The sequence below is a fragment of the Pseudomonas sp. P5_152 genome (assembly GCF_033989915.1).
In the GTDB taxonomy this organism is placed as follows: Bacteria; Pseudomonadota; Gammaproteobacteria; order Pseudomonadales; family Pseudomonadaceae; genus Aquipseudomonas.
Genome location: NZ_JASFAH010000002.1, coordinates 5,454,120 through 5,479,393, shown reverse-complemented (window position 1 = coordinate 5,479,393; position 25,274 = coordinate 5,454,120). Strand labels below are relative to the sequence as shown.

The 25,274-nt window shown below is 62.2% G+C and carries 22 protein-coding genes and 1 tRNA gene; 16 read left to right on the top strand and 7 right to left on the bottom strand.

The features are described 5' to 3' along the window. Positions 1–80: 80 nt before the first annotated feature. The 7 genes from QMK50_RS25195 (at position 81) to QMK50_RS25165 (ending at position 7,697) form a co-directional block, all read left to right on the top strand. Positions 81–956, top strand: coding sequence for an aromatic ring-hydroxylating dioxygenase subunit alpha (locus QMK50_RS25195; RefSeq protein ID WP_320334292.1), 876 nt, complete (start codon positions 81–83; stop codon positions 954–956). Continuing rightward, a complete protein-coding gene (locus QMK50_RS25190) occupies positions 953–2,665 on the top strand; it encodes a Rieske 2Fe-2S domain-containing protein (RefSeq protein ID WP_320334291.1) in 1,713 nt (570 codons plus the stop codon). The genes QMK50_RS25195 and QMK50_RS25190 overlap by 4 nt, the downstream gene beginning before the upstream one ends. 12 nt (positions 2,666–2,677) lie before the next feature. After that, positions 2,678–3,316, top strand: a complete 639-nt coding sequence (locus QMK50_RS25185) for a glutathione S-transferase (RefSeq protein WP_320334290.1) — start codon at positions 2,678–2,680, stop codon at positions 3,314–3,316. A 78-nt stretch (positions 3,317–3,394) separates the two neighbouring features. Beyond that, positions 3,395–4,795: an NCS2 family permease gene (locus QMK50_RS25180; protein ID WP_095170398.1), complete on the top strand. Its 1,401-nt coding sequence runs from the start codon at positions 3,395–3,397 to the stop codon at positions 4,793–4,795. 162 nt (positions 4,796–4,957) lie between these two features. Next, on the top strand, positions 4,958–6,307 hold the full coding sequence (locus tag QMK50_RS25175) for an amidohydrolase family protein (RefSeq protein ID WP_159995240.1): 1,350 nt from the start codon (positions 4,958–4,960) through the stop codon (positions 6,305–6,307). Positions 6,308–6,356: 49 nt separating this feature from the next. Beyond that, positions 6,357–7,343 (top strand): LysR family transcriptional regulator, encoded by a 987-nt coding sequence (locus tag QMK50_RS25170; RefSeq protein WP_320334289.1) that lies wholly within the window; start codon positions 6,357–6,359, stop codon positions 7,341–7,343. Between the two features lie 126 nt (positions 7,344–7,469). Beyond that, the gene (locus tag QMK50_RS25165; protein ID WP_095170395.1) at positions 7,470–7,697 is read left to right on the top strand and encodes a hypothetical protein; all 228 of its coding nucleotides are present in this window, start codon (positions 7,470–7,472) and stop codon (positions 7,695–7,697) included. 117 nt (positions 7,698–7,814) lie between these two features. Here QMK50_RS25165 and QMK50_RS25160 read toward each other — a convergent pair whose 3' ends face one another. Next, positions 7,815–8,285: an anti-virulence regulator CigR family protein gene (locus tag QMK50_RS25160; protein WP_095170393.1), complete on the bottom strand. Its 471-nt coding sequence runs from the start codon at positions 8,283–8,285 to the stop codon at positions 7,815–7,817. A 213-nt stretch (positions 8,286–8,498) separates the two neighbouring features. Here QMK50_RS25160 and QMK50_RS25155 point away from each other — a divergent pair, with 213 nt between their 5' ends. The 3 genes from QMK50_RS25155 to QMK50_RS25145 all read left to right on the top strand — a co-directional run bounded on the left by QMK50_RS25155 (position 8,499) and on the right by QMK50_RS25145 (position 13,335). Further along, positions 8,499–10,817, top strand: a complete 2,319-nt coding sequence (locus QMK50_RS25155) for a glycoside hydrolase (protein WP_320334288.1) — start codon at positions 8,499–8,501, stop codon at positions 10,815–10,817. Between the two features lie 172 nt (positions 10,818–10,989). Beyond that, complete coding sequence (locus QMK50_RS25150; RefSeq protein ID WP_320334287.1) at positions 10,990–12,729, top strand: dipeptidase; 1,740 nt, start codon at positions 10,990–10,992, stop codon at positions 12,727–12,729. Positions 12,730–12,876: 147 nt separating this feature from the next. Next, positions 12,877–13,335 carry a GNAT family N-acetyltransferase gene (locus QMK50_RS25145; protein WP_320334286.1) on the top strand — a complete coding sequence of 153 codons (459 nt, stop codon included), beginning with the start codon at positions 12,877–12,879 and terminating at the stop codon, positions 13,333–13,335. Between the two features lie 93 nt (positions 13,336–13,428). Here the strand turns inward: QMK50_RS25145 and QMK50_RS25140 are convergent. The 6 genes from QMK50_RS25140 to QMK50_RS25115 all read right to left on the bottom strand — a co-directional run bounded on the left by QMK50_RS25140 (position 13,429) and on the right by QMK50_RS25115 (position 17,958). Continuing rightward, positions 13,429–13,504 (bottom strand) — tRNA-Gly (locus tag QMK50_RS25140). Positions 13,505–13,567: 63 nt separating this feature from the next. After that, positions 13,568–14,128 (bottom strand): CDP-diacylglycerol--glycerol-3-phosphate 3-phosphatidyltransferase, encoded by a 561-nt coding sequence (pgsA, locus tag QMK50_RS25135; protein ID WP_095170389.1) that lies wholly within the window; start codon positions 14,126–14,128, stop codon positions 13,568–13,570. A 32-nt stretch (positions 14,129–14,160) separates the two neighbouring features. After that, positions 14,161–15,984, bottom strand: coding sequence for an excinuclease ABC subunit UvrC (gene uvrC / locus QMK50_RS25130; protein ID WP_095170423.1), 1,824 nt, complete (start codon positions 15,982–15,984; stop codon positions 14,161–14,163). Between the two features lies 1 nt (position 15,985). Then, positions 15,986–16,627, bottom strand: a complete 642-nt coding sequence (uvrY, locus tag QMK50_RS25125; RefSeq protein WP_071555134.1) for a UvrY/SirA/GacA family response regulator transcription factor — start codon at positions 16,625–16,627, stop codon at positions 15,986–15,988. Between the two features lie 136 nt (positions 16,628–16,763). Next, a complete protein-coding gene (locus tag QMK50_RS25120; RefSeq protein ID WP_320334285.1) occupies positions 16,764–17,207 on the bottom strand; it encodes a GNAT family N-acetyltransferase in 444 nt (147 codons plus the stop codon). Beyond that, positions 17,200–17,958 (bottom strand): carbon-nitrogen hydrolase family protein, encoded by a 759-nt coding sequence (locus QMK50_RS25115; protein ID WP_320334284.1) that lies wholly within the window; start codon positions 17,956–17,958, stop codon positions 17,200–17,202. The genes QMK50_RS25120 and QMK50_RS25115 overlap by 8 nt, the downstream gene beginning before the upstream one ends. A 629-nt stretch (positions 17,959–18,587) precedes the next feature. Here QMK50_RS25115 and QMK50_RS25110 point away from each other — a divergent pair. The 6 genes from QMK50_RS25110 to QMK50_RS25085 all read left to right on the top strand — a co-directional run bounded on the left by QMK50_RS25110 (position 18,588) and on the right by QMK50_RS25085 (position 25,238). Beyond that, positions 18,588–19,655, top strand: coding sequence for a 3-deoxy-7-phosphoheptulonate synthase (locus QMK50_RS25110; RefSeq protein ID WP_095170386.1), 1,068 nt, complete (start codon positions 18,588–18,590; stop codon positions 19,653–19,655). 203 nt (positions 19,656–19,858) lie between these two features. Beyond that, a complete protein-coding gene (locus tag QMK50_RS25105) occupies positions 19,859–20,740 on the top strand; it encodes a triacylglycerol lipase (RefSeq protein ID WP_320334283.1) in 882 nt (293 codons plus the stop codon). 129 nt (positions 20,741–20,869) lie between these two features. Continuing rightward, positions 20,870–21,151, top strand: a complete 282-nt coding sequence (locus tag QMK50_RS25100; protein ID WP_320334282.1) for a peptidylprolyl isomerase — start codon at positions 20,870–20,872, stop codon at positions 21,149–21,151. A 135-nt stretch (positions 21,152–21,286) separates the two neighbouring features. Beyond that, positions 21,287–23,155 carry an extracellular solute-binding protein gene (locus QMK50_RS25095; RefSeq protein WP_320334281.1) on the top strand — a complete coding sequence of 623 codons (1,869 nt, stop codon included), beginning with the start codon at positions 21,287–21,289 and terminating at the stop codon, positions 23,153–23,155. Next, entirely contained in the window at positions 23,155–24,216 is a 1,062-nt protein-coding gene (locus tag QMK50_RS25090; RefSeq protein ID WP_320334280.1) for a microcin C ABC transporter permease YejB, read from the top strand. The genes QMK50_RS25095 and QMK50_RS25090 overlap by 1 nt, the downstream gene beginning before the upstream one ends. Next, positions 24,216–25,238 carry an ABC transporter permease gene (locus QMK50_RS25085; protein ID WP_095170382.1) on the top strand — a complete coding sequence of 341 codons (1,023 nt, stop codon included), beginning with the start codon at positions 24,216–24,218 and terminating at the stop codon, positions 25,236–25,238. Before QMK50_RS25090 ends, QMK50_RS25085 begins: the two co-directional genes overlap by 1 nt. Positions 25,239–25,274: the final 36 nt, after the last annotated feature.

Below are 25,274 nucleotides of genomic sequence, written 5' to 3'. Positions count from 1 at the left end.
CCATTAGCATTACTCGTTAGTTTCATGCCGTGGATTTCTCTACTGTCGGGAAAAAACAAAAATCCGCCGGTGAGGAACCTATGAGCATCGAATCGAGCATCTGGAACCAGTGGTATCCACTGGCCGTCGTGGAAGACCTGGTCGATGGCAGGATTTACCGCACACAGCTGTTGGGCCACGAGATCCGTTTTGGTCGCGACGGCGCGGGCCACTTCAGCGCCATCCGTGCCGACGACAGCGGCGCGCCTTGTCGCACCACGACCCTGTATCACACCCATTGGGTCTGCCTGGGTGAACCCGACGCGGAATTTTTCCAGATAGCGGAGTTCGATGAACCAGATCGCCGGGTGCTGGGGGCCGGTTCGATGAAGGTGCATGCCTCAGGCCTGCGCGTGGTGGAAAACTTTCTCGACATGGCGCACTTCCCCTACGTCCATACCGGCTTACTCGGGGCCGAACCCTACACCGATATCAGCACTTATAAGGTAGAGGTCGACCAGGAGCGGGACGAGATCCTGGCCACCGATTGCCGCATATTCCAGCCCATGGCGGCCGCCGGGTCGAAACAAGCGATCGAGGCGCACTATGTGTACCGCGTGACCCGCCCCTTCGTCGCCATTCTGTACAAGACCAGCCCCGAGCAGCCAGAGCGACGCGACGCCATCTGCCTGTTTGTCCAGCCGCTGGATGAAGAGTGGTGCATCGCCCACGTGGTCCTGGCCTATGTCGACGCCACCAGCAGCGACCGCGATCTGCGCCTGTTCCAGCAGACCATTTTCAGCCAGGACCTGATGATCCTTTCCAACCACCTGCCCCGGACCCTGCCCCTGGACCCGAAATTCGAGATCCCGACCCGGGCCGACGCGATGTCCAGTGCCTATCGTCGCTGGTTGCGCGACAAGGGCATTCGCTACGGCACCTACCAGCCAGCGCAGGCCGCGGGAGGCCAGCCATGATGCAGCCCGACACTCGTTGGTACCCGGTGGCGCAGAGCAGCGACCTGACCCTGCGCCATGTGTTTCACGGTCAATTGCTGGGAGTGGAACTGGCGCTCTGGCGCGATGACGAGCAGCGGGTCAACGCCTGGGAAAACCGCTGCCCGCACCGCAGCGTGCGTTTCACCCTGGGCGTCAACCTCGGCTCCCGGCTGCGCTGCCAATACCACGGCTGGCAGTACCAGGGCGGTGATGGCCGCTGCACGCTGATTCCGGCGGCCTCGCAAAGCACCCCGCCGGCCAGCGTGTGCGCGCGGACCTTTGCGGTGAGCGAAGCGCACGGGATGATTTGGGTCAACCTGCAGGCGCAACAGGCTCAAGAACTGCCAGCAGCGGCTTTGCCACCCCTGGCATTGCACCTGCGCAGCCTGCCCTTCCAGGCCGCCCTCGACGACGTGCGCCAGGCCTTGGCCGGTTACGCCCAACTGGATCCGGACTGCCAGCTCGACTCGGTGCAACTGCAACAGACCGACAACTCATTGCAACTGTCCTGGCGCAGCGCCGAGCAGCCCTGCCAGGTGCAATTCTGGCTACAGCCGGCGAGTGCCGAGCGCACCATCGTGCACAGCAGCACCCTCGCCGGGCGCCCCGGCGTCGACCCACTGCGCTGGCATAACCGGATCCTCAACGTGCTGCGCCAGCGCCTGGAAAACCAGGCCGGACTGATCGCGACCAGCCGGCCCCCTGACAGCCTGCGCATCGCGCCCACCCCAGTGGTACGCCGTCCTGCGCAAACCCTGGAAGTCGAAGTGCTGCAGCACTGGACCACCGCCAGCGAGATCGTCGCCCTCAAGCTGGCCCTGCCCGCCGATGGCGGCTTCAGCTTCGAAGCAGGTGCCCACATCGATGTGCATACACCCGGCGGGCTGGTGCGCCAGTACTCGCTGGTCAACGCCCCCGACGAGCGTGAGCACCTGGTGATCGGGGTCAAGCTGGAGGCGCAGTCGCGTGGTGGTTCTCGTTCGATGCACCACGACCTCAAAGCCGGCGAGCGCCTGCGCATCTCGGCGCCGAAGAATAATTTTCGCCTGGTCCCAGGCACCGCCGGGATTCTGATTGCCGGCGGGATCGGCATCACCCCGCTGCTGGCCATGGGCGCGGCCCTGCAGGCCGCCGAACGGCCCTACGAGTTGCATTATTTCGTGCGCAGCGAGTCCCACGTGGCGTTCCCCGAGCGCCTGCATCAGCTGCGGCACAACTGCATCCACACCGGCCTGGACCCGCAGCAGACCCGCGAACGCCTGCGCATCGTGCTGCAACAGGCGAGTGCCGGCACCCACCTGTATGTCTGCGGCCCCAAGGCCCTGATCGACCTGGTCAGCACCCTGGCCAGCGAAGCCGGCTGGAGCGACAGCCAGGTGCACTTCGAACTGTTCGCCAACGAGGTCAGCCACGACCACGACCAACCCTTCCGTGTACGCCTGCAACGCAGCGGCGAGGAATTTACCGTAGCGGCCGGCGTCAGCCTGGCGGACAGCCTCAAGGCCCGCGGGATAACGCTGGACACCTCGTGTGAACAAGGTGTGTGCGGGACCTGCCGCACTGCGGTGGTGGATGGCGAACCGGAGCACCGCGACGTCTACCTGACCCGCGAAGAGCGGCAAGCCAACCGCTGCCTGATGCCTTGTGTATCGCGCAGCAAATCCGAGCTGTTGGTGCTCGATCTTTAAGGGAGCAGGCAGGTGATCACACTCTACAACTACGAGCTGTCCGGAAACTGCTACAAGCTGCGCCTGTTCATGAACCTGCTGGACGTGAGTTTCAGCACGGTGGACCTGGAGTTCTACCCGGGCAAGGAGCACAAGGGCGAGGCCTTCCTGGCCATCAACCCCCTCGGCCAGTTGCCGGTGCTCGACGACGACGGATATGTCCTGCGCGACGCCCAGGCGATCCTCACCTACCTGGCCGCCCGCTACGACGCCAGCGGCGCCTGGTACCCGGTGCAGGACGCGCGCCGCCTGGGCGAGGTCAACATGTGGCTGGCGTTTGCCGACAGCATCACAGCCACTGCCTCGGCCGCGCGCCTGGCGGATGTTTTCAACTATGATCTTGACGCCGAAAAAGCCCGCTGCGGCGCCCACGCCCTGTTCCGCATCCTCGACGAACAACTGTGGTTCAGCGAGCGGCAACACCAGGGATGGGTCTGCAGCGGACCTTTGCCGACCGTGGCCGACATCGCCTGCTTTCCCTATGTGATGTTGTCCGACGAGGCTGGCATCAGCCTGATCGACTACCCCGCGATCCGGCGCTGGACCGACCGGATCAAACGCTTGCCCGGTTTCACTGTGATGTCGGGGATTTTCGCCACTGCAACCGCCTGACCCATGTTCGACTCGAATCAAACCAAAAAAATATAACAACAACAAACAACCGAGCCTTGCCGCTTTGAGGAGATCAACATGAACCAACCGGTCAGTTTGCGCGATGCGCCCATCGGGTTAATCGCAAGACTCAGGTTATGGCTGGAAAACTACTTCGGCATCCATCGCGAAGGTTCGACCCTGCGGCGCGAGATCATCGCCGGGGCCACCACCTTCCTCGCGGCGGCCTACGTGATCGTGGTCAACCCGGACATCAACGCGGCGGCCGGCATCCCCTTCTCCGCCGGGGTCACTGCCACTGTGCTGGTGAGTTTTCTCGGCACCCTGGCGATGGCCCTGTACGCGCGCAACCCAATCCTCATCGCCCCCGGCATGGGGATCAATATCCTGTTCGCCTACACCATGGTGGTCGGGGCCAAGATCCCGCTGCAAATCGCCCTGGGCTGCGTGCTCTGGGCCAGTGTGATCTTCACTGTGCTGGCGTTCTTCAACGTGCGCCAGGCAGTGATCGACGGTATCCCGGCGAGCCTGCGCAATGCTATTTCCTGTGGCATGGGGCTGTTCATCGCACTGATCGGCCTGGTGAACGCCAAGTTCATCAGCGCCGACCCGTTCACCGTGGTGCACGCGGCACCGTTCAATCCGATCATCCTGACCTTCCTCGCAGGCCTGGTGATCACCATTGCCCTGGTGGCGCGCAAGGTGCCGGGGGCGCTGATCCTGGGGATCATCTGCACCACCTTGCTGGCGATCCCGATCGGCCGCCTGTGGGGCGATGCCACAGCCTATTGGCCCGAGGGCGCCAGCACGGTCACGCTGGTCAACTGGAGCGGCCTGTTCGCCGCGCCGGACTTCAGCTTCCTCGGCCAGGTCGACTTGCTGGGCTCGCTGCACATCGAGTACCTGCCGTACATCTTCGTGCTGGTGTTCACCAACTTCTTCGAGTCGCTGTCGACCTTTCTCGGCATCTCCGAAGCGGGCGACCTCAAGGACGCCGACGGCAACCCGCGCAACATCAAGCAGTCAATGCACGTCGACGCCCTCGCGGCCCTGGCCTCCGCGCCCCTGGGCACCAGCCCGGCAACGGCCTACATCGAATCGGCCGCCGGCATTTCCCAGGGCGGTCGCACCGGCATGGTCGCCCTGGTCGCCGCCGTGCTGTTCCTGCCATTCCTGTTCCTCTCCCCCCTGCTGTCCCTGGTCCCGGCAATCGCCACCGCGCCGGTGCTGATCATGATCGGCGTGTTCATGATGGACACCATCAGCAAAATCGACTGGAAGTCCTATGAAGAAGCGATCCCGGCATTCCTGGTGATCCTGCTGATTCCCCTGACCTACTCCATCACCCTGGGCATCGCCCTGGGCTTCATTGTCTTTGTCCTGCTCAAGCTGCTGATCGGCAAGGCACACACGGTCAAGCCCATCATGTGGTGGGTGGCGGCGTTGTCGGTGTTCCTGGTGATGCGGGTGCAGTATTAGGTGGGGGGATTGGGGGCATTGCCGAGATCTATGGTGTGGCGCAAGTCGCCATCGCGAGCAAGCCGCAAGCGGGCGCCGCAAGCACGCTCGCTCCTACAGTAAGAACCCAGCAGGCCGCCTCGTGCGCCCCCCCTCCAACCATAAAAAAACAAGGACCCACCCATGACCTACACCGTGATCCGCAACGCCATCATCTTCACCGTCAACCCCCAGGACCAGGTTCTCGCCAACGGCCACGTGGTCATCCGCGACGGCGTCATCGAAGCCATCGGCCAGGGCGAACACATGCCCCTGCCCGCCGACGCCAAAGTCATCGATTGCCAAGGCCAGATGGCCCTGTTGCCAGGCCTGGTCGATGCCCACTCGCACTCCAGCCTGATGCGCGGCATCACCGAAAACATGCCGCTGATGCAATGGCTGCCCTACTACCAGCTCGAACACCGCGCCATGAACGCCGAGGACGCCTACCACGCCGCGCGCCTGTGCTACCTGGAAGCCCTGAAGAGCGGCACCACCTGCGTCATGGACATGTACCGCTTCATGCACCGCTGCGCCGACGCCGCCGGCGAAATCGGCATTCGAGTACACCTGGCGCCCTATGCCGCCGACCTGCCCGGCAAAGACTTCTTCGAAAGCCCGGAGGCCAACCGCAAGCTGATCGAAACCCATCACATGGCCCACGACGGCCGCGTGCGAGTGTGGATGGGGCTGGAGCACCTGTTCTATTGCTCACCCAAGGCCTACGCCCATGCCCGCGACTGCGCGCGCGACTACGGGATCGGCATCCACACCCACGCCTGCGAACAGAAGGAGGAAGAACAGGCGGTGCTCCAGCACTTCGGCAAACGCTCGATCCCAATGCTGGACCAGATGGGCATCCTCGGCGAAAAGACCCTGATCGCCCACTGCGTCTGGCTCAACGATGAAGAGATCAAGCGCCTGGCCGACACCGGCACCGCGGTCGCCCACTGCCCCAGCAGCAACGCCAAGCTGGCCAGCGGGATCGCCCGGGTTCCGGAAATGCTCGCCGCCGGCATCCGCGTCGGCCTGGGCACCGACGGCAACGTCTGCAACAACAGCCTCGACCTGTTCGAAGAAATGAAATTCGCCTCACTGCTGCAAAAGGCCCACCGCCTGGATGCCGCCGCCCTGCCGGCGAATGTCGCCTTGCGCATGGCAACCATCGAGGGTGCCCGGGTACTGGGCATGGATCGGGAGATCGGCTCGATCGAAGTCGGCAAGCGTGCCGACCTGCTGCTGCTCGACCTGGCTCAGCCGAACATGTGCCCGATCGTCTGGGAAGGGACACAGACCAACGTGCTGTGGAACCTGGTGTACTCGGCCCGTGGCTCGAACGTGAAAACCGTGCTGGTGGACGGCAAGGTGATCCTGGAAAACGGCCGCAGTACCCTGGTCGACGAGACGGCCTTGCTCCAGGCGGCGCAGGCCCAGACCCTGCAACTGATGGAGCGGCGCAAGGACTTCGCCCATACGCTGGTGCCGATGGTCTGAAGCGTTGACCAGCTTTCGGGCGCAAACCTCGGTAAAGTGGCGGCCGGTATTGTCCATCCTTCACCGCGAGGCCAGCGCCCGGCAAATGCAAAACGTCGATATGAAATCCTTGCACGTGTTCTTTTGCCTGCTCAACGAGTGCAACGTCACCCGCACCGCCGAGCAACTGAACATGACCCAGTCGGCGGTGAGCCATACCCTGGCTCGCCTGCGCGTGCTGTTCAACGATCCACTGTTCGTCTCCATGGGCCGTGGCATGCTGCCGACCAGCCGCGCCCTGGAGCTGGTGGAGCCGTTGCAGCAAAGCCTGGCGGCGCTGAACAAGCTGATCGAGCCGGTCAAGGCTTTCGACCCCGGACAATTCCAGGGCAGCTTCGAAATCGCCACCACCGACTACATCGGTTTTATCCTCTTGCCGCGCCTGATGGTGCGCCTCGCCGAGGTCGCGCCCGGGGTCGAGCTGAACATCCAGCCGCTGCGCCCCAAAGAGGATCTGCCGCTGCTCAAGGACGGCAAGCTCGACCTGATCATCTGGAACGAGAAGACTGCCCCGGCCAACTTCCACGTGCGCAAACTGTTCTCCGACCGGCTCAAGTCAGTGGTGCGCGTCGGCCACCCAGAGATCAACGGCAGCCTTTCCCTGGAGCAATTTCGCAACGGCAAGCACCTGCGTATCAGCAGCAACCATGGGGCGGTCAAGGAGGCCATCGACAGCCTCTACGAACAACATGACATCCGCTGCAAGACCTCCCTGACGGTGCCGCACTTCCTGCTGGCGCACATCCTGATTTCGCAAACCGACATGATCGGCATGATCGCCGAGCTGACGGCCCTGCGCATCGCCAGGGAAGTCCCCCTGCAACTGTTCGAACCGCCAGTAGCGGTAGCGGGCTTCACCGTCTCCCAGGTCTGGCACGAACGCCTGCACGCATCGCCCGCGCACAGATGGCTGCGCGGCGAAATCAATCATGTGGCCAAGGAAATCACCCTGGAGCTCGCCCAGTTCAAGGACTCGCAGCCTGCCCTGCCGGGGTGACTGAGCGTAAAGCCGATGTAGCAAGGTGAACCGCCAGTCACCTTTCAAACCTGACACTGGACGAACCGGCCTTGGCGACCTATACCTTTGAGTTCGGCGGCAGACTCTCCACCTCAGGTTTGAACCATGCGGCTCTACGATTACACCGCTTACCCGAAAGATCACGCCCAGCACGCGGTCTACGGCGAAGTGATGGCCGACACCGACAGCGCGGCCAAGGCCAAGATCAAGGCCCTGTGCCCACACTGCGGACGCATCGAACTGTCGATTCTCAGCGCCTCCGAGCCATTCGGCCGGCACAGCGCTCGTCCGGTTCCAGGTAGCCGGCCAGCGCACAAGTACAACGGCGACTGAGCACTTGCTGATTCACCGGCCAAAGACGCACTGACCCGGCTGAACTTTTCCAGGCGGGGCAAGCGTGTGCAAGCGTGTGCAAGCCACACGACGGATGGAGGTCCACAGCCGGGTGCGTTAATCAAAGGCTCCCGTGAGCACTTCATAAATCAGCCCGGTAGCCAAGGCCACCAAAATCAAGTCCGTACCCGCCTGCTGCCACTCGTAGCCATCGTAATGGGGCAAGTGGCCAACCAGCCGGCCATCGAGCTTCTTGGCGATGCCGGGCGGCAGGGGCTTGCCCCGTGCGAGGTTCTTCTGAATCCCAGGCGGCAAGGCCGGTCCGGGGCTCCAGTAGTCCCGGTAGCCGCCGACAATTCCCAGCACACTGCTGCGGTTGATGCTCGGACCGTTACCCCAATCACCGCCTGCGGGGTTTTTGCCCTGGTTGCCATGCCCACCTTGATTGCCATGCGCCTGGCTATTGGGCGGGTTTCCCTTGCCGTTCCCCTGGCCCTTGCCATTCCCTGGATCGGCCCATGCCAGCGCCGAGCCGCAAACCAATGCAAGAGACGTAACAGCTGCAATCAACGCACGAGATCTGGACATGGAGCGTTCCTTGTTTTTTGGGGGCCGTTGAAATATAGAGGCTGACGTGAAGGTTAGTTCCATCCCGGCGCTTACATGTTGAATGCATTTCACGCAACAACCCGTTGGCAGTGGCGACGGCGATGAGTACGGTAGTCAGTCACCGGCGCAAGACCGCTGTTTACTGCTCGAACCCATGCGCTAGCGTGATTGACGACGACAAGGAGTCGAGGCATGGCCTTGCAGGTACTTCGCGGGATATTGCTGTTGCTGCTCTGCGGCCTGAGTGTAAATGCCCTCGCCGCAGTCACGGACTGGCACGAAGTGCCAACGGCAGCCGGTACCTGGCGAATCGATCGGGCTACCCTGGCCATCGAACTCATGCCACCTACAGGTCCCACATTGCCCCTCGCGGCTCCCGCTTTCAGCGGTGCAAACACCACCCCCCTGACTGCTGAAAGATGGCAGATCCAGCAGGGGCGACAGCGTTTCGATATCGCCGTCACGCGCGACCAGAATGACCTCCAGGTCAGCATCCGCGCCGCACAACCCGCCACGCTGGATTGGCCGATCTCGGCCCAACCTTCTGCGATCGACGCTTATGCCTTTCCCTTTGGCGAGGGCAACTACGTACCCAGTACCGATCCGGGCTGGCTGGACTGGCTGGTGCGCCGCTATCAAAACGAAAGTACCGCCGGCGCATTGTCGATGCCATTCTGGACCGAACTGCGCAAGAAGCACTCGCTCACCTGGATGGTCGAGACGCCGCTGAACACGGAATTTTCGATTGTCGATACCGGAGGGCGCCCGCAAATGCGACTGCGCCATGCATTCACCCGGCTGGCCCCGGACGCACCCTACATCGTACGCCTGCACATTGCCGGCCCGGACGTCATGGCCGGGGCGCGGCGTTACCGAGACTGGTTGCAACAAACCGCCCAGTTCGTCTCGCTGGACGAAAAGATCGAGACCCTGCCTGCCACCGCCAGACTCGGCGGTGCCGCCCACATCTATCTCTGGGACAGCGGGTTGTTGAAAGCCGCCGACATCGCCGACTGGCCTGGCTTTCTCCAGCGCCTGCAGGCGGGCCGGCAGGTATCGGGGAGCCTGGCCGCTCGCGTGTGGCAGCTGTTTGACACGCAGACCCGGGACCTATTCGAAGCGGCGTTCAACGAGTCGCTCAACGGCAGTCTCAGCACCTGGCGGCGACAGCCATTAATCCACGCCCTCAACAGCGGCCTGCGCCAGACAGTGCCCCGCATGCCAGTAGCGCCGCTGCCGGGCAAGCACGACCCCATGGCCGAAGTAGCCTGGGGGCGCACGGTTCGCGAACAACTGCTGGAGACCTTCGGTGAAACCCTGCAGCCGCCGGCACAATGGGGCGATGGACTGTCCACCAGCACCATCGATGCCTTGCGCACAGCCGGACTACAGCGCGCCTGGTTGGGCGCCGATAACTGGCTATCGAGTTTCTGGCGCCCCGAGGCCGTGGCCGCTGCCAAAGCCGCAGGGTATCTTGTGGGGGTATATGACAGCTATGGCAGCGCCCATCGGGAGGACCTGGCCAATACCTGGCCAACCGCGCAAATGGGCAATGCGCTGGCTGGCGCGGGTTATCGTGACCAGGACGGTAAACTTGCGGTCGGTTTTGCAGGTCGTGGGGTGTATGCCAACCCTCAGGTCGTCAAGCCCTATGCCCAGCGGCGCATCAGTGCCGTCGCTGGGGCCGGGCAGTTGAACAGCTATTTTCTCGACGTCGACGGCGCCGGCCCCATGTTGGAGGACTACACGCCTGGGCGGGAAATGAATCAGGCTGACGACGCCCAGGCCCACCGTCGGCGCCTGGAGTACCCTGCCCTGACCCATGGCCTGGTCACCGGAAGTGAGGGCGTGCTTTCCATGTTTGCCGCACAGGTGGCGTTTGCCCACGGTGTGCTGACACCGCCTTTTGCCTGGATGGACCCCGCCATCCAGGATCCCCGCTCACCTTACTACCGAGGCCGATACTGGCCGCCGGAAGCACCCTCGCTGTACTTTCAACCCGTACCGCTGGCGGATTCGGTAGCGCGTTATGTGACGCGTCCACAGTTTCGCCTGCCACTGTATGAAATCGCCCTGCACGACAGCATCGTCAGCACCCATCATTGGGAATATGGCTCGCTGAAGTTCACCACCGAACGCGACCAGACGGCATTGCTGCAACTGTTGTACATGGTGCCACCGCTGTATCACCTGAGCGACCCGGTGCTGCGTCGCGACCTGCCGTTGATTCAAGCCTATGACCGGGTCTTTTCGCCCCTGCATCAGCGCTTGTTCACCCAGGCCATGACTCACTTTGAAACCCTGTCCCGCGACCGCCTGGTACAGCGCTCACAATTCGCCGACGGCACCCGGATAACCGTCAACTTTGATCGCCAGCCCCGCACGCAGGACAAGAAAATGCTCCCAGCGCTGTCGGCAACGGTCCAGTCCCCCGGCGGATCGGTTGAAGTACTCGAGATGGAAAAAATCTGGCCACCTGTCGATCAACGTCCACAACCCGCTAGACCGTAAGGCTGCGCTGGCAAGTACAGGCGCCTTGCTCAGGATTGGGCATGTGGGGCGCACTTACATTTCTGTGGGACAGATCCCACTTCAGGGGCTGCCCTTTCGCAGCCTTGTGGTGTTAATTTGGAAATGATTTGTTTCATCTCCCCTACACCCCTGCAAAGGAATGCCCACCACCATGGATTTTTCCCTCAAGCACCTGGCCGCAACCACCCTGATGCTGGCCAGCCTGGCGTCGTTCACCACGCCGGCCCACGCCAATATCACCCCGCAACAAAGCGCGGCCATCCTCAAGACCTTCAACAACAGCTCAGTCACGGACTTCAGGCAGTTCCTCACGCGCCTGGCCAAAAGTGAGCTGGCGAAAAACGACGACCTCGCCCCGGCCATCAATGCCTTCCTCGCCAACCAGAGCCTGAACGCCGAGCAGCAGAATGAAATCCATCGCCTGCTGGGCCTCTACGCACGAGTCAAATATGGCAGCGCTGCCACCCAGACCCTGCGCGAACTAGTGGCCATCCCGACCTTCGAGGTCGAAGGCGTACCGCAGCACGAGAATCCGCAGTTCCTCAAGATCGCCGACAAGATCAAGGGCCTGGCCGAGTCCTTTCACCTGAAATTTCGCAACATCGACAACCGGGTCTATGAAATCTCCCTCGACGGCGCTGGCGATGAAGTCGTCGGCATCCACGCCCACGCCGATGTGGTGCCCGTGACGCCAGAGAACTGGGTACTGGAAGACGGCACCCGGCTGGACCCGTTCAAGGTCACCCTGATTGGCGACCGCATGTACGGCCGCGGCACCGAGGATGACAAAAACGGCATCGTGGTGACCCTCTACGCGATGAAGATCATCAAGGACGAGAAGCTGCCACTGGCGCGCAATTTCAAGCTGTTGGTGGACACCACCGAGGAAACCAGCGGCGATGCCATCCCCTATTACTTCGAGCGCAATCCGACGCCCAACTACAACCTGGCCCTGGATGGCGGCTACCCGGTGGTGATCGCCGAGAAAGGCTACGGCACGGTCATGGCCAGTTTTACCCGGCGCGCCGCCGAGGGCAAAGGCGCCGAAATCAGCACCATGACCGGCGGGCTGGCGACCAACCAGATTCCGTCGACCTCGGTCGCCACCCTGCTCACCGAGCAACCCGCCGAACTGGCCGCCAGCCTGCAACAAACCGGCGCCGACTACGCCAAGCGCAACGGTGGCAATTTCACTGTGACCGCCAAGGTCGTCGGCAAAGACGTGCAACTGATAGTCACTGGCGTTTCCGCTCACTCCTCCGAGCCTGAGTCTGGGGTCAACCCGGTGGCCCGGATGCTCGACTTCATCAACGGCCTCGACGGTAAGGTCGCGCTCAAGCACAACCAGATCACCGACGCAGCCCGCTACGCCGCCGACAACTGGGGCCTGGACTACCTGGGTAGCAAACTGGGGGTGGGCTTTGCCGATGCTTTCATGGGACCGCTAACCGCTTCCCTGACCTACGTCGGCATGGACGACAAAACCTTCAAGCTGGCAGTCAACCTGCGGGTGCCGAAGGGCAAGTCTCCCGAAGTGCTCAAGAACGAAATCGCCGACAAACTCAGTGCCTGGAGCAACAAGGCCGGGATCGCGCCAGCCTTCGACTACTCGATCGCCGAGCCGATGTTCCGCAACCCCGAAGGTGAATGGGTCAAGGCCCTGCTGGCCGTGGCCAGCGAAAACCTGGGCATGAAACACCAGTTCGGCACCTCCGCCGGTGCCACCTCGGTGCATGAACTGCCCAACGGCGTGCAATTCGGCCTGGCCATGCCCGACGTCAAGTACACCGGGCACAACGACAACGAGTTCAAGACCGTCGAACAGTTCATGCTGGACCTGCAGATCGTCACGGAAATGATGGGGCGTATCGGGCAGTTGCCGAAGCTTTGACTTAGGGCCGCCGCACCTGCTGCCCCAGGGATTCACGCAGCAGCGTGCGGGGCAGCTCGCAACCCTTGAATGGCAATACGGGCAAGGTCTATAACCTCAATCGATGGACACACGCTCGATACCAGCACCGACTGGAGGATGCTCTCAATGCCCCACGCCAGCCCCCTGTTCCCCATCAGCTTGAACTGGCTCATCCGCCACGGGACGACCGAGGACGTGCCCGCACTGATCGCATTGGATACCTATGCGACGCAACACGCCAGTCGTCGCGACTTTATCCATGATGCCGTCGTTCGCCAGCAATGCCTGGTAGCCGTCGCTGCCGATCAGTGCGCAGGTTACCTGGTACTTACCAATGATTTTTTCAGCCATGGCTTCGTTGAGCTGGTGGTCGTGTCACCGACACAGCAACGGCAAGGCGTAGCGCTGGGTTTGCTAGCGGCAGCCGAAGCCGCGTGCAAGACAGCCAAGCTGTTTGCTTCAACCAATGCATCCAACACGGCTTCGCAGTCACTGTTCAAGAAAGCGGGTTTTGTACCGAGCGGGCGAATCGATAATCTTGACGAACACGACCCTGAACTGGTGTATGTCAAATTTGTTGGATAATCGATGTCGGCGGATAGTACTGAAACGAAAAAAGACGCCGAAGCGTCTTTTTTGTTGACCTGCATAAGCCAGTGACTTTTGCAGGTCTATATTTGGAGCGGGAAACGAGACTCGAACTCGCGACCCCGACCTTGGCAAGGTCGTGCTCTACCAACTGAGCTATTCCCGCGTCTTGGTGTGGCGTATTCTATAGCAATTCGAATACGCGTCAACCCTTTGATTCAAAAAAGTTTTATTTTTTCTGCACGTCGGTTTTCAGGTGCGGCCAGGCGGCGCGCAGGTATTGCACCATGGACCACAAGGTCAGGCCGGCCGAGACCAGCAGCAAGGCATAGCCCACCAGTACCCAGAAGCTGAAGTCCGACGGGTTGGCCAGCAGGATCACCAGCGCGAGCATTTGCGCGGCGGTTTTCCATTTGCCCAGGTTCGACACGGCCACCTGGGCCCGTGCGCCCAGTTCGGCCATCCACTCCCTGAGGGCGGAAATGACGATCTCGCGACCAATGATCACGGCTGCCGGCAAGGTCAGCCACAGGTTGGCGTGCTCCTGGACCAACAGCACCAGGGCCACGGCGACCATCAGCTTGTCTGCCACCGGATCGAGAAACGCCCCGAACGGGGTGCTCTGCTCCAGCCGGCGGGCCAGGTAACCGTCCAGCCAGTCCGTCGCCGCAGCGAACGCAAAGACCGAACTGGCGGCCATGTAGCTCCAGTGATACGGCATGTAGAACAGCAGAATAAAGATCGGGATAAGCAGAACGCGTAGTACGGTGATCAGATTAGGGATATTCATCGGCACAACTGGCTACGAGGTGAGGGGGCATTCTACTCGCTGTGCAGGTTTGCATAAATCAACTCTGCGAGCTTTTTACTGATCCCCGGTGCTTTGGCGATCTCGTCGATGCTTGCACGAGACAGCTCCTGCAATCCACCAAAATGTTTCAACAGGTCCCGACGCCGGGTCGGCCCTACCCCGGCAACCCCTTCCAGGGTTGAGGTGCGGCGGGTTTTGCCACGTCGCGCGCGGTGCCCGGTAATCGCAAAACGGTGGGCCTCGTCACGGATCTGCTGGATCAGGTGCAACGCCGGGGAGTCGCCGCGCAGAGTGAACTCATGGGCCGCATCATTCAGGTAGAGGGTTTCGAAGCCGGCCTTGCGGGTCGCGCCCTTGGCCACGCCCAGCAGAATCAGGTCGGGCACCGCCAGTTCATTGAGCACGTCACGCGCCATCGACAACTGGCCCTTGCCGCCGTCCACCAGCAGGATGTCCGGCAGCTTGCCCTCGCCGTCCTTGAGTTTGCTGAAGCGCCGGGTGAGCGCCTGGTGCATCGCCGCGTAGTCATCGCCCGGGGTCACCCCTTCGATGTTGTAGCGGCGGTAGTCGGATTTCAACGGCCCTTCCGGGCCGAACACCACGCAGGACGCCACGGTCGCTTCGCCGCTGGAATGGCTGATGTCGTAACACTCCAGGCGCTGTGGCGGTTCATCCAGATTCAGCACTTCAGCCAGGGCGTCAAAACGCGCGGCAACGTGCTGACGATTGGCCAGGCGCGCGCCCAGCGCCTGCTCGGCGTTGGTCACTGCCAATTGTTGCCAGCGCGCCCGGGTGCCACGGACCCTGTGACTGATGGTCAACTCGCGACCGCGCAGCTCGTGAATGGCTTCGATGAGCGCGGGAAAGTCCTCATGGACCACATTGACGATCAGCTCACTCGGCAGGTCGCGCTCAGGACTGCTGATGAAATACTGTCCGAGAAACGCCGCCATGACCTCGGCAACGTCCTCTTCAATACCCACCTGCGGGAAAAAGTTCTTGCTGCCCAGCACTCGCCCGCCACGCACACTGATCAAGTGCACACAGGCGCCACCCGGGTTGATGAATGCCGCGACCACATCGACGTCGCCCGTGCCGCCTTCCATGCTCTGTTGGTCCTGGACCCGGCGCAGCAGGGAAATCTGATCGCGCAACTCGGCCGCGCGCTCGAAATCCAGGGTGCTGGCTGCCTGCTCCATGCCTGCCGACAGTTCGTCGGTCAGGGCATTGCTGCGGCCCTCGAGAAACATCACCGAGTGCCGCACATCCTCGGCGTACACCTCAGGCTCCACCAGGCCGACACAGGGCGCCTTGCAGCGCTTGATCTGATATTGCAGGCACGGCCGGGTGCGGTTCTTGTAGTAGCTGTCTTCACACTGGCGGACGAAAAAGGTTTTTTGCAGCAGGCTGAGGCTTTCGCGAATCGCCCCGGCACTGGGATAAGGACCGAAATACTTGCCCTTGGCCTTTTTTGCCCCGCGATGAATGCTCAGGCGTGGAAACTGGCCGTCGGAAAGAAACACATAGGGGTAGGACTTATCGTCGCGCAACAGGATGTTGTAAGGCGGCCGCCATTCCTTGATCAGCGTCTGCTCCAGCAGCAGCGCTTCGGTCTCGTTGGCGGTGATGGTGGTCTCGACCTGCGCGATACGGCCCACCAGCGCCGCCGTCTTGGGCGCCAGGCCGGTCTTGCGAAAGTAGCTGGCCAGGCGTTTTTTCAGGTTCTTGGCTTTGCCCACGTAGAGCAGGCGCGCATCGCTGTCAAACATGCGATACACCCCGGGGCGCCCACTGCAGGTGGCGAGAAAGGCGCTTGGATCAAAGGCTTGAGTCATTTCAGAGGCTGGCATCGACCATGCCGTGACGCACCGCCAACAGGGTCAACTCGACGTCACTGCTGATCGAAAGCTTCTCGAAAATCCGATAGCGATAGGTGTTCACGGTCTTGGGTGACAGGCAGAGCTTGTCGGAGATGATCTGCACCTTCTGGCAGCCGACAATCATCAGGGCGATCTGGATCTCGCGTTCCGAAAGGGCATCGAACGGCGAATCGTTGCTCGGCTGGAATGACTTGATTGCCAATTGCTGGGCAATTTGCGGGCTGATGTAGCGCTGGCCGGCAAACACCAGGCGAATCGCCTGGACCATTTCGTTGAGGCCGGCGCCCTTGGTCAGGTAGCCTGCCGCGCCCGCTTGCAGTAGCCGCGTCGGGAACGGGTCTTCCTCGCACACGGTGACCGCCACGACCTTGATGTCCGGATGGCTGCGCAACAACTTGCGCGTGGCTTCCAGGCCGCCGATGCCGGGCATCTTGACGTCCATCAGCACCACATCGGGTTTCAGTTCGCGCGCCTTGAGCAGGGATTCCTCTCCCGACTCGGCCTGGCCGACTACTTGCAGGCCATCGATGTCAGCCAGCATTCGTGTAATACCTGTACGAACGAGATCATGGTCATCGACTACTAGCACCCTAATCAAGCAGACACCCCGCGATATGGTCTTGTTGGTTGCCCGCCACCTTAGCAAAAAGCATCCGGCAGACCTAGCAGAACCCAAGATTTAAAATGGTTTCAATAGATCTTGCAGCGCTTGTACTACGCGCCTTACAGACCTTTCAACGCGGACACTGGCGTTGCATTCGCAAGAAGCAATCATCCTGCCCGACAATCTGCAATCCCATGCGCAGGTAAAGGGCTTGCGCCGGGTTGTCGGTGAACACCGTCAGACGCAGGGCCGGACGCCGCTCCTGGCTGGCCAGGGCAAAAACCTGATCGATCGTCCAACTGCCAATGCCCCGCCCCTGCGCGGCCTCGACCACGTGCAACTCACGAATGTACAGGGCATTAGCGTCGCGACTCAGGCTGGTAAAGCCGAGCACCGCCGCGTCCTGGCAAATCAACCAGTTCTGCCGCCCGGCCCAGGCCACGTCGAACGCCTCGTCGAGCCACAACAGGTCATGGCGCACGTAATAACTGAGCATGCCGCGCCGGGCCAGTGCCCGGGCGAACGGCAAATCCTCGGTGGTGGCCAGACGCAGCGCCAATCCGGGCTCAGGCATGCTGCACCGGCACCACTTCACCGCGCCATAACGCCGCCTGGCGACGGGCGATCACCAGCGCATCGCCCTTCCCGGGAGCGGCGGCGAGCAGCCTGCCGTCCGCTGCCCAGATAGCACTGCGCCCCGCCGACTCCCAGCCGCCGGTCGCGCCACCATGGTTGGCCATCAGTACCAGCATCCCGTGTTCGCGCGCATAACCTTGCAGCAAGGCGCTGTCGGCGGCGTATCCGCCTTCGGTGATCAACACCCCGGCGGCATAGATGTTCGCCCCCACTTCAGCGGCTGCTGCCGCATGGCTGGCGTGGGAAAAGTCGGCACAGACCGCCAGCGCAATGGTGTCATCACCCACGATCAAGGGTGCGCCGCCCGCCCCCGGTGCGAACGCCACTTCTTCGCCGGAGTGCAGGTGCTGCTTGCTGTACACGGCCAACGAGCCGTCGGCCGCCAGCACCAGCGCGCCGATCAACACCGGGGAATCGTCAGACAGGCGAATCGGCATACCGACGACAGCCGTCACGCCTACTTCTCGCACCAGGTCCCGCAAGGGTTGCAACAACGCCGCATCCGGGGCGATCGCCAATTGCGCCGCCAGGCCACGCTCATAACCGCTCAGGGAAAGCTCGGGAAACACCAGCACCTGCACACCCTGCTTCGCCGCGGCCATGATGAAACGCTGGTGATGGGCAATATTGGCGTGGACATCGCCAGCAATCGAGATCGATTGAGCCACTGCAACAGTCAGTGTAGTCATCCCAGCTTTCCTTGATGAGGGTTCGGAGGCAATCGCCGAGTCTGGCATAAAGCGCGTCACGACTTAAGCCATAGCGAGCAACCTTCACCCCGATAGCATTTTCTGATTGAAACTGCGTCCCGGCCTCTAGTAAGCTCGGGGCATTCAACGGAGACGTACCTGCATGTCGCATACCCCTTCCCAGCTTTGCACCCCTAGCGCCCTGCGCTCGGCTGCGGCTGCGCGGGCGAATGCCACCGGTGCTCCAGCAAACTTTTATTTTGGGTATTGGTTTAGCCACTGGCGCGCCTGATACCTACACGGCGGCCACTACTCAAGGGGTCGCCTGCCAGAGAATTCTCAACCCCCGGTCGGCTCCCCGACCGGGGGTTTTGTTTTTTCAAGGCCCTAACTTTTTAGCAACATCACTGACTTCAAGGAATTACCCCATGAACTACACCACTTATTACCGTCACGACAGTTTTACCGCCTGGCGATTTACCAGCCTCCGCTCGGGACAGCCTGCCGCCTCCGATCGGTCACCCACAGGTGGCAAGCGCACACACTCAGCCAACACGGCCAATTGTCGAACACCCCAGTAGGGCCGAGCGCGCGGGCACGAACCCGCCGCCAGCCCAGGAAGCCTGAATATGAACTCCCGCGTATCCGCTCTGCCGCTGTCCACCCACAACCCTGCCAATGAAGCACTGACCCAGCGTCTGCCCAGCTCATTGCAGCTCAAGCAACAATTGCCCCTGAGCCTCGCCCTGAGCCAACAGGTCGCCACCCATCGCCAAGCCATCCGCGCCATCCTTGAAGGTGAAGACTCGCGCCTGCTGGTCGTCGTCGGCCCCTGCTCGATCCACGATCCGCAATCGGCCCTCGAATACGCCGGCAAACTCGCCCGACTCGCCCACGAAGTCAGCGCCGAGATGCTCCTGGTGATGCGTGCCTATGTCGAAAAACCGCGTACCACGGTGGGCTGGAAAGGCCTGGCCTACGACCCGCACCTGGACGGCAGTGACGACATGGTCGGCGGCCTGAACCTGTCCCGGGAATTGATGCGCGAGATGCTGCGCCTCGGCCTGCCGGTTGCCACCGAGTTGCTGCAACCGATGGCCGCCAGCTACTTCGACGACCTGCTCAGTTGGGTGGCCATCGGCGCACGTACCACCGAATCGCAGATCCACCGGGAAATGGCCAGCGGCCTGGGCATGCCGGTCGGCTTCAAGAACGGCACCGACGGCGGCGTGGGCGTCGCCACCGATGCCATGCGCTCAGCCGCCCACCCGCACCGCCACTTCGGCGTCGACAGCCAGGGCCATCCGGCGATCATCCAGACCCAGGGCAACCCGGACACCCACCTGGTGCTGCGCGGCGGCCATCGCGGCCCCAACTACGACCAGCACCACGTGGCCCGGATCGAGGACGACCTGCAGCGGCTGAATATCGCGTCACGGATCATGGTCGATTGCAGCCATGCCAACAGCGGCAAGGATCCCCTGCGCCAGCCGGCGGTATTCAACGACGTGCTGGAGCAACGCCTGAACGGCAATCGCGCACTGATCGGCATGATGCTAGAGAGCCACCTGTTCGAAGGGTGCCAGGCGCTGGGGCCGTCCCTGCGCTACGGGGTGTCGGTGACGGACGGTTGCCTGGGCTGGGAGGCGACTGAGCAACTCCTGCGCGAGGCCAGCCGCAAGCTGCGCAATACCTGAAGCCCACAGGCTTTTGAGTGAATACGCCGTTGCGCCGATTTGGCGCGCAACGGCAAGGTTCACCACGGCTTCGTCCTGCCACTTCTATTCCGCCTTCAATAACCGACAGCGGCTTTTTCGCACATCGCCCCCAGTGTGGCCTGCATTAGAGTGAGAGTGAGAATGCGAAATCCTTCCCGACCTCACGGAATACAGGCACGCTTATGCAACGGAATGCAAGCACCCAATACCCGATCATGCTGGTTCACGGCCTCTTCGGGTTCGACAGTATCGGCAATCTCGATCTCTTCCACGGCGTCAAACAGGCCTTGCGCAACGCCGGCGCCCACGTGTTCATCCCCTATCTCTCCGCCACCCACAGCAACGAACTGCGCGGCCAGCAATTACTGACGCAGATCGAGCTGGTGCGGGCCGGAACCGGCGCCGCCAAGGTCAACCTGATCGGCCATAGCCAAGGCGCCCTGGCGGCGCGTTATGCGGCGGCGGTGGCACCCGGGCATGTGGCCTCGATTACTTCGGTCAGCGGGCCGAACCATGGCTCGGAACTGGCCGACCGCCTGCGCCAGGCGCTGACCCCCGGGCATCTGCCCGAGCAAGTCGCGGCGGCGGTCTCGACGCTGTTTGTCGAGTTCCTCAGGTTTATCAGCGGCAGTCCGAAAATCCCGCAGAACGCCATCGCCGCCCTCAACGCCCTGACCACCGAGGGCGTCACCGCCTTCAATGGCAAATACCCACAAGGCTTGCCCGACACCTGGGGCGGCAACGGCGAAGAGCAGGTCAACGGCGTTCGTTATTACTCCTGGAGTGGCACCGTGCAGGGGCGCCTGCGGGATGAGGGCCCTAACGCCCTCGATCCGCTGCACCTGTTCTGCCGCAACTTTTCGCGCTTTTTCATCCGCGAGGCCGAGCAGAACGACGGCATGGTCGGGCGCTTCAGCTCGCACCTGGGCACGGTCCTGCGCTCAGACTACCCGCTGGATCACATGGACAGCATCAACCAGACCACTGGCCTGGTGCGCCTGGGCATCAATCCCGTGGCCCTGTACCTGGAGCACGCCGAGCGCCTGAAGCAGGCCGGTGTCTGAATCATGGGCAGTGCAATATTTTCGACCGACGGCCCCTTGGCTCAGGATCAGGCAGCAGATTGACGAGAAATAGCCCTCTGAATCCGGTAGGCTCAGCACTTTATTGAACATTGAATGGAGATTCTTCCCATGGCCAAAGCCACTGCCCGTCACATCCTGGTTGCCAGCGAAGCCAAGTGCAACGAACTGAAAGCCCAGATCGAAGGCGGCGCTGATTTCGCCGAAGTTGCCAAAGCCAACTCCACCTGCCCGTCCAGCCGTCAAGGCGGCGACCTGGGTTCGTTCGGTCCTGGCCAGATGGTCAAGGAATTCGACACCGTGGTCTTCAGCGCCCCGGTCAACAGCGTACAAGGCCCAGTCAAGACCCAGTTCGGTTACCACCTGCTGGAAGTGACCAGCCGCCAGGACTGATCCACAGCCGACTGCTTGAACAACGGCCCGCCTTCTGGTGGGCCGTTGTGTTTGTGCCGAACGTTTTTGGCTGGCCAGGCCTGCGCCGCTAGCGTACAAATCGAACCATCGATCACCCGGCTCTTAAGGCTGACAATGCGACTGGCTTTCTCCTCATTGATCTCCACGGTCCTGGCCTTGCTGCTGAGCGCGACCACCGTGAACGCAGCTCCCCAGCACGCCCTCACCGTCTACGGCGAACCGGCCAAGTACCCTGCCGGTTTCAGCCATTTTGCCTATGCCAATCCACAAGCCCCCAAGGGCGGCAGCATGCGCCGTTCGGCCATTGAGATCGGGCGCTTTGACCACGTCTCGCCCTACATCGACAAAGGCATCGGCGTCAGCCAGCTCGATGGCATGGTGTATTCGCCCCTGGCCCAACGCTCGCTGGACGAGCCCTACACTGTCTACGGACTGGTGGCGGAAAAAATGGAACGCGCCGAGGACGGTATGTGGCTGCGCTTCTACCTCAACCCCAAAGCCCGCTTTGCCGACGGCCGCGCCATCACCGCTGAGGACGTGCGCTACACCTTCGACCTGCTGATGACCCAGGGCAGCCTGCGCTATCGCACGCAGTTTGCCGACGTCAAAGGCGTCGAGGTCGAGTCGCCACGGACCATTCGCTTCGACTTCAAGAACAACCAGAATCGCACCCTGGCACTGGATATCGCGACCTTGCCGGTGTTCCCCGAACACTGGTGGAAAAGCCGCGACTTCGCCAATGGTGGCGGCTACGAAGCGCCCCTGGGCAGCGGCCCGTACCGAGTCAGCAAGATCGACTCCGGGCGCAGCATCACCTTCGAGCGCAACCCCGACTGGTGGGCCAAGGACCTGCCCGTCAGCCGCGGCCTGTACAATTTCGACCGCTTCAGCATCGAGTACTTTGGCGACACCGACGTGGCGCGCCAGGTCTTGCGCGGCGGCGCCTACGACTATAACCGCGAGTTCTCCGCCACCGGTTATTCCATCGGCTACGACGGTCCAGCCCTGAACGACGGCCGCCTGCAGAAGGCCCACCTGGCCAAGCAGGGCCCACAACCGTCCCAGGGTTATGTGTTCAACCTGCAAAACCCGATGTTCAAGGACCGCCGCGTGCGCCAGGCCCTGGCCATGCTCTGGGATTTCGAGTGGAGCAACCGGCAGATGATGCGGGACCTGTACATTCGCCAGCAAAGCTTCTTCTCCAACACCGAGCTGGCCGCACGCCAACTGCCGGATGCCGACGAACTGGCGATTCTCGAACCACTGCGCGGGCAGATTCCCGACGAGGTCTTCACGCAGGTCTTCGAAGCGCCGAAAACCGATGGCAGCGGGCTGATTCGCGACAAGCAACTGCAAGCCCTGGACCTGCTGGAACAGGCCGGCTGGAAACCCGACGGCGATCGGCTGGTGAATGCCCAGGGCGAGCCGTTGGCGTTCACGTTCCTGATCAGCCAGAACGGCATGGATCGCCTGTTGTTGCCCTACAAACGCACCCTGGCGCAGATCGGCATCCACCTCAATATCCGCCTGATCGACTCCTCGCAGTACGTCAATCGCCTGATGAGCCGCGACTACGACATGATCGTCACCGGCTACCCGGTCAGCACCTCGCCGGGTGGTGAGCTGTTCAACTATTTCGGCTCGGCCGCGGCCAACGACCCCGGCGCCAACAACTACATGGCCTTGCAGAACCCCGCCGTCGACCGCCTGCTCGATGGCCTGGTCAAGGCCACCACCCAGGCCGACATGCTGCGCCATGCCCACGCCCTGGACCGGGTGCTGCAATGGAACTACTACTGGATTCCCAACTACTACCCGCCGGGCAGCTCCACGGTGTGGTGGAATCGCTTTGGCATGCCGGCGGTACCGGCCAGCAATGACGAAGCCATCGAGAGTTGGTGGCAAGTGAGCACCACGCCGCTGACCAATGAACAAATGGCCGCCGAACGCATCAAGCGTGGCCAGCCCGGAGGACCGCGCTGATGCTGGCCTATGTATTGCGCCGCTTGCTGCTGATCATCCCGACCCTGGTGATCATCCTGCTAGTCAATTTTGTGATCGTCCAAGCCGCGCCCGGCGGCCCAGTGGAACAGGCCATCGCGCATCTGCAGGGGATTGGCGCAGGTGGCAGCCTCGGTGCGTCTGGCGATGCCCTGAGCCATGGCTCGCGGGCCAGCCGCGGCCTCGATCCACAGCTGATCAAGGACATCGAGAAACAGTACGGTTTCGACAAGCCGGCCCATGAGCGCCTGTGGCTGATGCTCAAGAGCTACGCCCAACTGGACTTCGGCAAGAGCTTCTTTCGCGGGGCCACGGTCACCGAACTGATCCTGGAAAAAATGCCGGTGACCATTTCCCTCGGGCTCTGGGCGACCCTGATCACCTACCTGGTGTCGATTCCGCTGGGCATCCGCAAGGCCGTGCATCACGGCAGCCAGTTCGACATCTGGAGCAGCACCGCGATCATTATCGGCTACGCCATGCCGGCCTTTCTGTTCGCCATGTTCCTGATCGTGATCTTTGCCGGCGGCACCTCGCTCAACTGGTTCCCGGTGCGGGGACTGGTCTCGGAAAACTTCGAGCAGTTGTCGACCCTGGGTAAAATCGCCGACTACTTCTGGCACCTGGTGCTGCCAGTGACGGCGCTGGTGGTCGGCGGTTTCGCGACTTTGACCATCCTCACCAAAAACTCCTTCCTCAACGAAATCACCCGCCAGTACGTGGTCACCGCCCGCGCCAAGGGCCTGAGCGAGCGCCGGGTGCTGTACGGCCACGTGTTTCGCAACGCCATGCTGCTGGTGGTGTCGGGGATTCCCCAGGCGTTCATCAGTGTGTTCTTCGCCGGCTCGCTGCTGATCGAGGTGATCTTCTCCCTCGATGGCCTGGGGCGCATGAGCTATGAAGCTGCGGTATCCCGGGACTACCCGGTGGTGTTCGGCTCGTTGTTCATCTTCACCCTGTTCGGCCTGCTGATAAAACTGCTCGGAGACCTGTGCTACACCCTGGTCGACCCGCGCATCGATTTTGCCGCGAGGAACGCCTGATGCTCAATCTGTCGCCCCTGGCGCGCCGACGCTTCGAGCGTTTCAAGAAAAACCGTCGTGGCTGGTGGTCGCTGTGGCTGTTCATCGGCCTGTTCCTGCTGACCCTGGGCGGTGAACTGATCGCCAACGACAAACCGCTGGTCCTAAGCTACCAGGACAGCCTGTACTTCCCGGCATTCAAGCGCTACACCGAGCAGGAATTCGGCGGTCAACTACCGTTCCAGGCCGACTACCGCAGCGACTACGTGCAGAAACTGATCCACCAGGGCGGCGGCTGGATGCTGTTCCCGCCGATCCCGTTCAGCGACGACACGCCCAACTACGACCTCAACCAGCCCGCTCCGAGCCCGCCATCCAAGGTCAACTGGCTGGGCACCGATGACCAGGCGCGGGATGTGCTGGCGCGGGTGATCTTCGGCGCCCGGGTGTCGATCCTGTTCGCCCTGGCGCTGACCGTCATCAGCGCGCTGATCGGCATCGCCGCCGGGGCGCTGCAGGGTTACTACGGTGGCTGGGTCGACCTGCTGGGCCAGCGCTTGCTGGAAGTCTGGTCGGGGCTGCCGGTGCTGTACCTGCTGATCATCCTGTCTGGCTTCGTCGAACCGAACTTCTGGTGGCTGCTGGGGATCATGGCGCTGTTTTCCTGGCTGGCCCTGGTGGACGTGGTGCGCGCCGAGTTCCTGCGCGGGCGCAACCTGGAGTACGTCAAGGCCGCCCGCGCCCTGGGCCTGAACGACCGCAAGGTGATCGTGCGGCACATCCTGCCCAACGCCATGAACGCGACCCTGAGTTACCTGCCGTTCATTCTTACCGGAGCCATCTCGACCCTGACCGCCCTGGACTTCCTCGGTTTTGGCATGCCGGCCGGCAGTGCATCGCTGGGCGAACTGATCGGCCAGGGCAAACAGAACCTGCAAGCGCCGTGGCTCGGGCTGACGGCGTTTTTCACCCTGGCACTGATTCTGTCTCTGCTGGTATTTATCGGCGAAGCCTTGCGCGACGCGTTTGATCCCCGATCTTGATCCACGATCTTGATCCACGATGCTGAAACGGACTAT